The organism is Paenibacillus sp. HGH0039 (assembly GCF_000411255.1).
Taxonomy (GTDB): domain Bacteria; phylum Bacillota; class Bacilli; order Paenibacillales; family NBRC-103111; genus Paenibacillus_F.
Window position 1 is genome coordinate 725,524 of the sequence record NZ_KE150413.1, and the last position, 12,211, is coordinate 737,734.

At 57.2% G+C, this 12,211-nt stretch carries 13 protein-coding genes; all 13 read left to right on the forward strand.

Annotation, left to right across the window (positions count from 1 at the left end):
• Position 1: 1 nt before the first annotated feature.
• Genes HMPREF1207_RS17585 through HMPREF1207_RS17645 form a run of 13 tightly spaced genes read left to right on the forward strand, consistent with a single transcriptional unit; the run spans position 2 to position 12,186 of the window.
• Positions 2-1,327: an aminotransferase family protein gene (locus HMPREF1207_RS17585; protein WP_009677208.1), complete on the forward strand. Its 1,326-nt coding sequence runs from the start codon at positions 2-4 to the stop codon at positions 1,325-1,327.
• Between the two features lie 5 nt (positions 1,328-1,332).
• Positions 1,333-2,085, forward strand: coding sequence for a class I SAM-dependent methyltransferase (locus tag HMPREF1207_RS17590; RefSeq protein WP_009677189.1), 753 nt, complete (start codon positions 1,333-1,335; stop codon positions 2,083-2,085).
• A gap of 17 nt (positions 2,086-2,102) precedes the next feature.
• The gene (locus tag HMPREF1207_RS17595; protein WP_009677210.1) at positions 2,103-2,465 is read left to right on the forward strand and encodes a cupin domain-containing protein; all 363 of its coding nucleotides are present in this window, start codon (positions 2,103-2,105) and stop codon (positions 2,463-2,465) included.
• Positions 2,466-2,482: 17 nt separating this feature from the next.
• The gene (locus HMPREF1207_RS17600; protein ID WP_009677209.1) at positions 2,483-3,574 is read left to right on the forward strand and encodes a class I SAM-dependent methyltransferase; all 1,092 of its coding nucleotides are present in this window, start codon (positions 2,483-2,485) and stop codon (positions 3,572-3,574) included.
• Positions 3,575-3,577: 3 nt separating this feature from the next.
• A complete protein-coding gene (locus HMPREF1207_RS17605) occupies positions 3,578-4,282 on the forward strand; it encodes a helix-turn-helix transcriptional regulator (RefSeq protein ID WP_009677198.1) in 705 nt (234 codons plus the stop codon).
• 45 nt (positions 4,283-4,327) lie between these two features.
• Positions 4,328-5,179 (forward strand): tetratricopeptide repeat protein, encoded by an 852-nt coding sequence (locus tag HMPREF1207_RS17610; RefSeq protein ID WP_009677205.1) that lies wholly within the window; start codon positions 4,328-4,330, stop codon positions 5,177-5,179.
• Positions 5,176-6,423 carry a beta-ketoacyl-[acyl-carrier-protein] synthase family protein gene (locus tag HMPREF1207_RS17615; protein WP_009677203.1) on the forward strand — a complete coding sequence of 416 codons (1,248 nt, stop codon included), beginning with the start codon at positions 5,176-5,178 and terminating at the stop codon, positions 6,421-6,423. The genes HMPREF1207_RS17610 and HMPREF1207_RS17615 overlap by 4 nt, the downstream gene beginning before the upstream one ends.
• A gap of 13 nt (positions 6,424-6,436) precedes the next feature.
• Positions 6,437-7,288 carry a beta-ketoacyl synthase N-terminal-like domain-containing protein gene (locus tag HMPREF1207_RS17620; RefSeq protein WP_009677196.1) on the forward strand — a complete coding sequence of 284 codons (852 nt, stop codon included), beginning with the start codon at positions 6,437-6,439 and terminating at the stop codon, positions 7,286-7,288.
• A 36-nt stretch (positions 7,289-7,324) separates the two neighbouring features.
• A complete protein-coding gene (locus HMPREF1207_RS17625) occupies positions 7,325-8,593 on the forward strand; it encodes a beta-ketoacyl synthase N-terminal-like domain-containing protein (protein ID WP_009677178.1) in 1,269 nt (422 codons plus the stop codon).
• 8 nt (positions 8,594-8,601) lie between these two features.
• Entirely contained in the window at positions 8,602-9,351 is a 750-nt protein-coding gene (locus HMPREF1207_RS17630; RefSeq protein WP_009677181.1) for an SDR family oxidoreductase, read from the forward strand.
• A gap of 14 nt (positions 9,352-9,365) precedes the next feature.
• The gene (locus tag HMPREF1207_RS17635; protein ID WP_009677204.1) at positions 9,366-9,629 is read left to right on the forward strand and encodes an acyl carrier protein; all 264 of its coding nucleotides are present in this window, start codon (positions 9,366-9,368) and stop codon (positions 9,627-9,629) included.
• Positions 9,630-9,669: 40 nt separating this feature from the next.
• Positions 9,670-11,400: a CRTAC1 family protein gene (locus HMPREF1207_RS17640; RefSeq protein ID WP_009677202.1), complete on the forward strand. Its 1,731-nt coding sequence runs from the start codon at positions 9,670-9,672 to the stop codon at positions 11,398-11,400.
• On the forward strand, positions 11,401-12,186 hold the full coding sequence (locus HMPREF1207_RS17645; RefSeq protein ID WP_009677195.1) for an RnfABCDGE type electron transport complex subunit D: 786 nt from the start codon (positions 11,401-11,403) through the stop codon (positions 12,184-12,186).
• Positions 12,187-12,211: the final 25 nt, after the last annotated feature.

Genomic DNA, 12,211 nt, shown 5'->3' on the forward strand with positions numbered 1-12,211 from the left:
CATGCACAAAAGCTATCCGGTCATCCATCCGTTTACATGGATGCCTCCCAGCGGCACACTAACGACGGACACCTGGCTTGAGCAGGTAACCTGTCTGGAGCGGGGAGACGGTTCCTGGGTGTACGACACGCAGGGCAAAGCCTATCTGTATACGACTACGGCGGTTCCCACGGTAGGGCTTTCCAACTGGCGGGTCATCCAGGCGATGAAGGAACAGATGGAACGACTAAGCTTTGCGTCGACCTGCGCCCAGACGCACGGCCTGGTCGAGCCGCTGGCGGACAAACTGCTCCGCCTCTGCGGCAGCCGGTATGCCAAGGTGTTCTTTACCAACGACGGATCGGGGGCCGTGGAAACGGCAATGCGTCTCATCCGGCAGCATTTCATCTCCCGCGGGGAGGCGAAGCGGGACAAGTTTATTTCATTCGACGGAAACTTTCACGGAACAACCTACGGCTCCGGTTCGGTTACCCATCTGGGCATCCGGGAAATGTTCGGAAGAGGCCTCGATGACTGCTTGTGCGCTCCCGCGCCTAATTTGTACAGGCCTCCAGGGGCTCTCTCTTCTCCCGAAAGTGCGGCCGACTTCTGTCTGAAGGAGCTGGAGCGCCTGATTGGGGAAGCGGGCCCCGAGACGATCGCCGCCGTTCTTGTGGAACCGATTCAGGCGGTGAACGGAGTGGTTCTTATGCCGGAGACGTTTTTTTCACAAATCAGGACTTTGACGCGGCAATACGGCATTGCGGTGATTTCGGATGAAGTTACGACGGGACTGGGCAGAACGGGACACTGGTCCTTGAGCGAGAAATACGGGCTGGAGCCGGATGTTCTTGCCGTATCCAAAGGATTGACCGGCGGTTATTTCCCGATGGGGGCCGTGCTGATGTCGAGCGAGCTGGACGACAGTTTGTTCGGAAGCGGCGGCATCCTGCTCCACGGCTCGACGCAGTGCGGACATCCGGTCGGCTGCGCGGCGGCTCTGGAGGTGCTGGAAATCATCGAACAGGACGGACTGCCGGATCATGCGGCCGTGCGCGGACAGGGACTTCTGGATGATTTTGCGGACGCGCTGGCCGGTCATCCGAACGTGGGTGATATCCGGGGGATGGGCCTTATGCTTGCGCTTGAATTCGTGAAGGACAAGGCGACCAAAGAGCCGGTCGATTTCGAATGGGGGCGCCGGTTGTCCGGGCATCTTCATGACGAAGGCATACTGGGCAATTATTTCAACGGCATTCTTCTTATGTATCCGCCCCTGAATGTCAGCGGGGAAGAATGCGACTTTCTCGTTCACGGGGTGACGAGAGCATTACGGCGAATGGGGTGAAGACAGTGGCGGCAAGAGAGCACTGGCACGACTTTTTCGGGAAGGACTATCTCCTTTTCTCGGAAGTGATTCTGAATGAAGAGCGTACCCGTTTCGAAATCGGGCAGCTTTTGTCCTTGCTGAATCTGCCGGAAGGCGCGTCCATTCTCGACCTGGGCTGCGGACAAGGCCGGATCAGCGTCCCTCTCGCTCTGAGGGGCTACCAAGTGACGGGTATCGACGCGTCGGATACGCTGCTGGACGAGGCGCGGCGGCGGGCTCTGGCATCCAGAGCCGAGGCGGTGTTCAAGTCTCTGGATATGAGAGAGCTTGATTTCGCGGACGAATTCGATGCGGTTCTTAATCTCGGCACGGCATTCGGCTATCTGGAAAACGAAGAAGAGAATCAAGACATTTTGCATCGTGTCTACCGCGCCCTAAAACCGGGGGGACAGTTGATTCAGGAAACGGAAAACCGGGACTTCAAGCTTCTTTACAGCGCGAAAAAAACGTGGGACATGATGAACGGCTGTCCCGTATGGTCGCAGCGGGAGTTCGACAGCGTAACCGGCAGATGGAACGAAGAGATGACGTGGTTTGACAATGGGGAGCTCAAGTCATCCCGGTTGAACCTGCGTCTATATACGGCCGCCGAGCTGCTGCACCTGCACGGTAATGCGGGACTGGACGTCAAGGGAATATACGGAGGCTTCGACCTGTCTCCGCTTACGACCTCAAGTCCGCGGATGCTGCTTCATCTGGAGAAAAAAACGGATTAATCCGGGGAGGGTTCTAGATGGAAACCGAAAATAAACACAAGCTCATTAAATGGGAAGAAATGAACTGGGAGCCGGGCATTTATGAAAACACCGAGATGAGCTACCTGTACGAAGACGAACAGGGCCGATTGTGCTTTCTGGTTAAACTTCATCCCGGAAGCTTCATTCCCATGCACGACCACCCGAGAAGAGAATTCGCCTACCTGATCAAAGGCGATCTTATTTTAAACGAGAACGAAGTGATGAAAGAAGGCGATTTCCTTACGGCGGGCCTGGCGGAATCCCATGACGTCCGCACCGAGAACGGCGCGCTGCTATACGTCTTCATCGACTATCATGTGATCCGGCAGCGGATCGTTGAGATCGAGACCACATCGTAAGGCTGGGAGGAACAGGGGTGAGTGGTGTTACGACCGTTAAGACGGCTTTGTTTAACGAAACCTATCATGCGGCCTATGAATATGTATCGGATTTTACGGCCTTTACCCTTTTGAACGCGATGAAGGCGGGGGGCATCGACCTGAACGGCCCGGTGCGGGAGAGCAGGCTGCTTTCTCAGATCGCCTGTTCGGAAGTGAACAGGCCGCTGTTGAACTGGGCTCTTCATTTTTTGGAGCAGCAGGAGTTCGTCCGGAAGACGACCGGGCCCGGAGGCACAGCGGTCCTGACACTCACCGCCAAAGGCAGAGACTGGACGAATCCGGGAAATCCGTTCCCGGCCGTGCACGTGGCCCCCTCCCTGAAGCTAATCGAATACGCGGGGACATTCTGGCTGCGGGCCATCCGAGGAGAGGTTCAGCCTCAGCACAGGCTGTTTAACCGCGAAGGCATCGCCCTGTGGGAAGTGTATTTCCACAATGCGCATGACTTGTACGCGGTACACAACCAGTGGGCGGCGGAGGAGCTGGCGGATCTGATTCCCGCGGAATCCTGCACAATCCTGGAGCTCGGTACAGGTTTCGGTTCGGCAACACGCGCTCTGCTGACGGAAATCCGCCTCCGGTCGAAGTTCGTCGAGGAGTACACCGTCTCGGACGCCAGCAGACTGCTCGCCGCGAAAGCCGGCCGGATGCTCGAAGGAGAGCTCCCTCCGCACAAGCTCCGCCAGTTGACACTGGATATCAACGAGGTGAAGAGCGGCGGGGAGACGTACGACTTTATTTATGCCGTCAATGTCATGCACTGCGCGGAAGATCTGGCTCTTTCACTGGACGCGCTGCGCCGGCTGCTGAAACCGGGAGGAAGGATCGTGTTGTCCGAGTGTGTGAGGGAGCATTACCGGTCCAGGCTTCATCAGGAGTTTATTTTCTCGCTGCTGCCCGATTTTAAGCCGGTCGGCGGAGCGGACGGGGACACGTCCTGTTTCGGGTTTCTCCGCCCGGAGGACTGGTGGGAGGTCATGCAAGCCGCGGGCTTCCGGGACATCTGCGTCAAGATGAACGAAGGGCCGGTCCGCGGCGCGATTATAACCGGAAGCCGGGAGGGCTAGCCTATGATCGTGTTCTGGGACAGGGAAGCCGGCAGGGATGCGGGGGATAGCGACCCGGCGGACAGCCATCCGCTTGATTCCCGCGATACGCCCGCTGCGGCTTATGTGGCCGACGGATTGATTCTGCACGTCGGAACGGCGGAAGATGCCCGCAGGCAGGCCACAGCCGGAAGCTGCGAGGCGCTTGTCGTTCTCACGGAGAACGAGCGGGTGGAGACCGGCGAATTGCCTGCGGACGCTTCCGTTCCGGTGTATGTTTTTACGAAGGCGGACAAGCAGTCGCGGTTTGTGATCCAGCTTCTGTTTCACTATCTGGCGTCGATCCAGAGCCATGTCTTCTCGAGAAAGACTTTCGCGGGTACCGGACCCGACACGGAGATGGATTGGGAGCGCGTGCTGAAGCACATCCAGGACAACCTGGGCACGGGAGAGCTCTCTCTGGAGAGCGTGGCCAAAGAATGCTACGTATGCAAATGGCAGTTTTCGAAAGTGTTTAAAAAACAATTCGGCATCACCTTCCGCGACTATCTGATCGAACAGCGGATCGGGGAGGCCAAGAAACTGCTCGTAAAAGGACACTCCGTTACGGATGCCTGTTACGCCGTGGGATACGGAGATATGACCCATTTCGGAAGAATCTTCCGCAAGAAGGTCGGTGTGAGTCCTTCCGATTACCGCAAGCATTATTACAGCCAGTTTATTTTATGAAAGTCTAAGGGAGATCCCAAACAAGTCAAAGCGAGGGGTAACCGTATGAGAAAAAGATGGCAGTTCTTGCTTGCCGTTCTGATTGTGGCAGGGCTATTAACGGAATTTTATTATTACTGGAACCGGCCGTATAAGCTTCCGCCGGTATCTGACGGTATGCGGCTTGCGGAGTATAATCTTGCGTTTGAGAAAGAAAAAGCCGCAGCCGGCGGCCAGGCGCAGGGAAGCGCAGAAGAATTGCAGAAAAAGGTCGCCGCCGAACCGGATAACCTGGCCTACGGCAATGCGCTCCGGATAGCGATGGGCAAAGAGGGCCGGATCGACGCCTTCGTATCGTTTATGAAATCGTTGGAGCAGCCCCCGGCAAGAGCCAAGCTGCAGATGGCACTGGCTTACGTGGACCAGATGCAGAACGAATCTTTGGGAACCGCCTCTCTCGGACAAATATCTGTTCACTCCATTGAATTGATGAATGAGGTGCTGGAGAAGGACCCTTACGACTGGCTGGCTCATTATGCCCGCGGAATCAATAATCTGTACTGGCCGGTGGGCTTGCAGCGGATCGATAAGTCCATTCAGGATCTGTCTTTCTGTCTGGCCGTCACGAAAAAGTTCGAACAGGACCATCCTTTCTACATGTGGACTCTGGCGTACACGGCACTGGGGGATGCATTGGTTAAAAAAGGCGAGGTCGGCGACGGCATGAAGATTTGGAAAGAGGGGCATCAAGCCCATCCGGATGATCCGGACCTGAAGGAGCGGGCGCAAGCCTCCAAGGAGCAGGCGGTCGAGATTGTCGTGCGTGAGCGGGGCATGGATCAGTTTCAGCGGCCGGAACCGGGAATCAGCGACCTCAGCCCCATTTGGAATCCCGTGAAAGAAGGGCAGGACAAATGAACCAAGCAGGCTATGCACCCGAAGAACGATCCCGTCAAGCGGGTCAAACGGCAGTTGTAACGGGCTTGGGAGTCGTAACTTCGATCGGAACGGATGAGGCATCCTTCTGGAGAAATCTGCTGCGGGGAGAGACGGGCGTCAAACCGATCACGGTGTTTGACGTGGAGAAGCATACGAACCGGATGGGCTGCCAGATCGACGACATCCCCCTCTCCGAATACGCTCCGGACGCTCTCCAAAAATCGGGAAGAGCGACCCGGATACTGATGCCCGCCATCGAGCAGGCTTTGCGGAATGCGGGGCTCGATAAGCCTGCGCTTTCCCGCTGCCGGGTCGGGCTCTGCGTAGGCACCACGATGGGAGATATCGACCCGCTCGAAGGCGCCATTCAAGGGAAGCGCAGCGAGGCATTCGGAGGGCCGCATGTCATAACGGAGCAGATCGGGCGGCTGCTCGGATTGAGGGGGCCCGTATGGACGTTCACCAACGCTTGCGCAGCGGGTAATTTCGCCATCGCCAGAGCCATGGACGAGATTGCGTCCGGCAGAGCGGACGTGATGATCGCCTGCGGAGCGGATTCGCTGTCCTGGGTCGCTTTTACGGGATTCAGCAGCCTGCGCGCCATGGCGCCCGACCGCTGCCGGCCCTTCGACGTCCGCCGGAAAGGACTCCTCCTCGGGGAAGGGGCGGGCGTGCTCGTCATCGAATCGCAAGCTCATGCGCAGGCGCGCCGGATACGTCCGCGGGCCGGGCTGCTCGGGTACGGGATGAGCTGCGACGCTCATCACATTACCCAGCCCGATCCGCAGGGGGAAGGCGCCGTGCGGGCCATGCGCGCCGCTTTGAAGATGGCGGCGATTCCGGCGTCTGCCGTCGATTATGTGAGCCTGCACGGAACGGGCACCCAGGCGAACGACAAGATGGAAGCGGCCGCACTGTCGGCCGTCTTCAAGGAGACGCGTCTTCCGGCTGCCAGCTCGATTAAAGGCCACATCGGCCATACGTTGGGCGCGGCGAGCGCGATTGAAGCGGTGATGAGTGTGAAATGCCTGGAAGAAGGGGTGGCTCCGCCGACGCTTAATCTGGAGCAGCCCGATCCGGCTTGCCCGGTCCCTGTTCTCATGAAGGAACCCGCGCCCGGCAGGTATCGCACCGTTTTGTCGAATTCCTACGCGTTCGGAGGAGTAAACTCCTCGATTGTTCTGTCCGCCGTTCATGGGCAGCGGCCGGAAAACTTGGAATAAGGGGGGAATAGCGGTGCCGCAGTTTATTTATTTAAGCGGATGCGGGTATTACATGGCCCCCAGCTTTGCGGCGATTGTCGAACGTCCGGACAGCCGGCCTTCGGCTGAAGATTCAGCGGAGGATTCGGCTGAGGATTCGGACGACGAGACTTTGTCTTCCCGGATCGAGGATGAACCGGAGGAGGCTGCGCGGGGCCTTAAAGGGCTGAAGAGGCATTCCAGAGCCGTCCGGCTGGCCTGTCTGGCCATCAAGGAGGCGCTGCAAATGGCCTCGATTCCGGGGCACGTCCCGGGTGGGAAGAGAAACGACATCGGCGTGGTTGTGGGAACCAACGACGCGAATCTGGAAGCCATCGACCGGCTACAGCAGGAGGCGGAAACGTACGGGGTGAACAACACGAACCCGGGTCTGTTTCCGGAAACCGTACTGAATGTAATAGCCGGCCAGGCATCCATTTACTTCGGGCTCGGCGGCCCCAATGTCACGATATCGGGCGGGGACTTCTCCTCGGTGAAGTCGCTGCAGTACGCGGCGGACATGCTGGAGTCGGGCCGTGCTTCCCATGTGGCGGTCTGTATCGTAAGACTGCTGCCGCCCGCCGTCTTCGAGGGAAGCATCCGGTACCGGGCAGCCAGGGAGTCCGTCGTAGCTTTGGTGCTGTCCCGGATGCCTTCCGGGGGGGACGGCCTCAAGCTGCGCGTAGCAAGCGGAACGGACCTGCCGGATGCGGCCGCAACCCGCGTGACCGACGAGCAGCTTCCGGCGGTTCTGGCTGTCAGGCTCAGAAGCGGGGAGCTTCCGTCCGGAACGTCCGTGATTTATGCGGATGCCGGCCCGGAGGGGCTGCTTGCCGTCGAGTTTTAAATCCGTGCAAATCCGCATCGTTAAGAGGAGATAACCGTGAAGAATACTAGCGTTCTGGTTACGGGAACGAACATGTTGTGTTCCCTGGGCATGACCAATCAAGAGGTATGGGAAGCCGCACTGTCCGGTTCGGTACCGGAGCCGTCCCGCCGCTCCTATCCTTTTCCGGACGGCAACCGCCTGGAATATCCGGTCTTTTCTCTGCCGGATTTCGACCTGTCCGATTGGCTGGATGAGAAGAGTGTGCGGTGGCTTGCGGAAAATCATCTGCTGGACGACCGGGACTTCTGCATGCTGCTTCTGTCCATCCGGCAGGCGCTTGACGATGCCTCTTTCCGGATAACCGGAGACAGCAGAATCGGGCTCGTTATCGGTCACGAGAATCTGGGCGCCGTGAAGCTGACGGATAAATTCATCCGTTATCAGGATACCGCCCCACAGACGGACCTAGCGGAAAAATCGCCGCTTTTCAACGAGTTCCGGCGTGAATTTTTTAATATCCAGACCTTTCCCTACTTGTTTTACCTGGCACAGCTGCTGGGGGTGAACGGCCCGGGCTATGTCGTAAACAATGCGTGCGCCTCGGGTTTGTATGCGCTGGAGCTGGGGAGGATGCTTATTGCGAGCGGCAGCGCCGATCTCGTTATCGTCGCCTGTTCGGACTACGCCCACGCATCGGAGTATTTGTGGCTGCAGGAGAAGGGGTTTGTTTCCGGACAGATGAAAATCAGACCGTTTGACCTGCATAGGGACGGCTCCATTCTTGGGGACGGTGCGGGCACGATCATTCTTGAATCGGCCGAGCATGCAGCGGGGAGGCCGGCAGAGCCGCTGGCGGTTTACCGCGGAGGGGCCTTCCTCCAGGAACACTGGCATATGACGCTTCCGGACGTTTCGAGGCACTCCTACGCGTCGGTCATCACGGAGGCCGCCGGACACGGCACGGCTCCGGAAATCGACGTTATCGTACCGCACGGGTCAGGCAGTACCCTGTGGGACCGGTACGAAGCGAACGAAATCCATCGCGCTTTTGGCCGTCTTAACCGGCCTGTTCCGGCTGTAACCTCCTTCAAGGGGTATTTCGGGCATTTGCTGGGAGCGAGCGCCATGATCGAAACGGTACTGCTTCTGCACTGCATGAAGAAAGAGATTCTGCTTCGTACGCTGAATTACGAACAAGCCGATCCAAGGGTGCAGCTTCCCGTTCAGACGCTAACCGCGCACCGCAAAACGGCTTCCGCCTTAAAATCGGTACCCGCTTACGGCGGATTCCACGCGGCCGTGCTGTTCAACAAGCCGGATTAGGAGGAACTATGGCCACGACGACTTACAGTTTTACAGGAAAAACGATTTTGGTGACCGGGGGGTCCCGGGGGATCGGCAGGGCCGTCGTCAAACAGTTGGCTTCGGCAGGCGCTCGAGTAGTCTTCACCTACTCGAAGGACCGGCAGGCGGCAGAAACGCTTCTGGATGAAACGGGGAATGACTTATCGCGTGTCTCTTGCGTGCAGGCGGACTTTACAGACAAGCTTGCCGTCGCAAGAATGGTCGCAAACCTGCTGGAAGAGGGTCCCGTGCATGGAGTCGTCAACAACGCCGGCATTTTGCAGGATACGCCGATGTACCGGATGACCGACGAGCAGTGGGACACCGTCCTTCAGGTGAACCTTACCTCCCTGCATATCATTTTGAAAAACCTCATCCGTCCCCTTGCCGCTTCAAGGGGGAGCGTGGTGAACCTCTCCTCCGTGACCGGAATTGCCGGAGCGGCCGGACAAACCAATTATGCCGCCTCCAAGGCGGGCGTCATCGGACTGACCAAGGCGCTTGCCAAGGAAGCGGGGCCTCTGGGCATACGGGTAAACGCCGTTGCTCCCGGGTTTATCGGCACCGACATGCTGGAATCCATTCCCGCCCGCCGCAAGCGGGACCTGGAAAAGGACATCCCGCTGAGAAGACTGGGAACGCCTGAAGAGGCGGCCTCCGCCGTCCTTTTCCTTCTCTCGGATGCGGCTTCTTATATGAACGGCGCCGTGCTGGTTGTGGACGGAGGATTACTTTGAAAAGGAGAACTGTCATGAACGTTAAAGCTGTGAAATCCCGCATTATCGAAGTAACGGTGAGTCTTCTGGATTCTACGGAGCCGATGGAAGAACTGGACGCCGACGCTTTCCTGCGGAAACCCCTGCCCGAAATCGGAATTGATTCTCTGGCTGTCCTGGAACTCGTGGTTACCCTGGAAAGAGAATTCGGCGTGAGAATGACGGAGGACGATCTCGGCGGCATCGCTACACTGGAGGATATTCTGACCTTTATTACAGGCAGGGCGGGACAAAGCTAAGCCGGATCTCATTATGAACGGATGGGGAGATGGAGAGTACATGCAGGTTAAACCTTTGAGCAAAATGCTGCTTGCCGTGTCGGCGCTGCTTCTAACGGCCACCGGCTGCGGCGCCGGGCAGAACCGGACGGATTTCGGCTTTTCGTTGAAGGAGACCACACAGGCTTCCGGTGTCAAATTCACCCACAGCAAACCGACATTCGACTCCAAAGTGGCGAACATTATGCCTTGGATGGCTTCGACCGGAGCGGGCGTGTTTACGGCGGACTATGATGGGGACGGTTTTATGGACCTTTACTTCGTAAACTCCGCCAAAGGCTCCAAGAACGCTCTGTTCCACAACAATGGAGACGGCACCTTTACCGAAACGGCCGAATCCGCCGGGCTTGCGGATGTAAACAAGGACGGAATCTCGGAAGCGGCCGTGTGGTTCGATTACGACAACAGTGGGTATCCCAGCCTGTTCGTCGGTTCTTGGGGCAAAAGCCGCCTGTTTCACAATAACGGGAACGGGACTTTTACGGAAGTCACGGATCAGGCGGGGGTTGGATACAAGGGCTATGTCAACAAGGCGATCGTCCTCGATTACAACAAAGACGGCAATCTGGATCTGTACCTGTCTTGTTATTTTCATGAAAAGAACGACCTGTGGAATTTGACGACGACAAAGATTATGCATAACGATTTCGAGAGGGCGCGCAACGGCGGCCGTAACGTGCTGTACCGCAATAACGGGGACGGTACATTCACGGACGTCACCGCGGAGCTCGGGGTGGGCGATACAGGCTGGACCCTCGCTTCCGGGACATGGGACGTGAACAACGACGGCTGGCCGGATATCTACAATGCCAACGATTTCGGTCCCGATACCCTGTATTTGAACGAAGAGGGCAAGAAGTTTACGGCTGTGGTTCAACCGAGGGGAATCGGAGATGATACCTTCAAAGGAATGAACGTCGATTTCGCGGATATTTTCCATGACGGCAAGCCGGCCATGTACGTCAGCAACGTCAGCAAATCCCAGTATATTCTGGAAGGCAATCAGCTGTGGCACGAGAAGGACGGCCAGTTTATCGACCGCGGGAAAGAAATGGGCGTCAATTTGGCCGGCTTCTCCTGGGGCGCCCGTTTTATGGATCTGGACAACAGCGGCAAGTCGAGTCTGGTCGTACAGACGGGGTTTGTTTCCGCCAGCAAGAAGAAAGATTACTGGTTCGATCTCGGGACACTCGCAACGACACCGGGCAATATCGTCGAGGATACGAAGAATTGGCCGGCTTTCGCGGACAAGAGTCTTTCCGGCTATGAGAACAAGTTTCTTTTTTACCCGCAGGGAAATAAATTTACGGATATAGCGGGGCAGGTCGGGCTTGACTTCGTGGAAGACGGACGCGGCATCTCGGCGGTAGACATCCGCAACCAAGGCAAGCTCGACCTTGTGTTCGCCAATCAGGGCGGGCCGGCCAGAGTTTACGAGAATACCGTCACCAATCAGAACAATTGGATCAAGCTGGATTTGATCGGCACGGCGCCGAGCAGCCGGGACGCGATAGGGGCGAGGGTGACTTTTGAAGTGAACGGAGTCGAAACGGTCATGGAAAAAGACGGAGCCAACAGCTTCGGCGGCCAGAGCGATCCGCGCCTGCACTTCGGCCTCGGCAAGGCGGATAAAGCGGACAAGATCACGGTGCGCTGGCCCAGCGGAAGAGTGGAGCAGTTCCGGGACGTTCCCAAAAACCAGATTTTGCGGCTGACCGAAAAGAAGGACTAGATGAGCAAAGATCCGAGACTGTATATTTTGGCGTTTTTGTTGTCCTTTGTTGCCGCAGGCCAGTTGTTTCTCGGTTTTTTTCAGAGATGGGACTCTTTTTTCGCGTCTGTGCTTACAGCGGTCACTCTTGAGTTTATTCTGGTCGGCTGGCTGAAGAAAAAGTGGGCGTTCCCCTTGAGCGCCCTGATTACGGGTATCGGCATCAGTCTGCTGCTTAGCTCCTATGCCGTATGGCCTTATGTCCTGACAGCCGTCCTGGCTGTCACGATCAAGCAGTTCGTAAGGCTGCGGGGCGCCCACATTTTCAACCCGAACAATGTCGCGATGGTGATCATGCTGATCGCTCTGCCCGCCTATGCCGTGAGTACTCCGAAACAATGGACCAACGGGATCGAGGTCATGAGCCTCATTATGATTCTCGGTCTCTTCGCGGCCTATAAAGCGAAACGGCTGGACTCCGTCCTGGCTTTTATCGGGGGTTTTTCCTTCTTTGCTTCTATAAGAGTCGGATTTTTCGGAGAACCGGCCTTGTACGCCTTCGGTCCGATGATGGGGGCATCCTTTCAGCTTTTTTCCTTCTTTATGATCACGGATCCCAAAACGACTCCGCCCACCCGGAAAGCGAGGATTCTGTTCGCCTTTCTGATCGCGTTTACGGATGCCTGGCTGCGTGTGAATCAAATAACGAATTCGCAATTTTACGCTTCATTTCTGGTCACGCTCCTGCTCGGGGTGCCTTACAGGCTGCTGGCCAATAAAACGGGGAAAACGGGCATTCCCGTCTAAAGACGCAGCGGCAAGGCAGAGGATT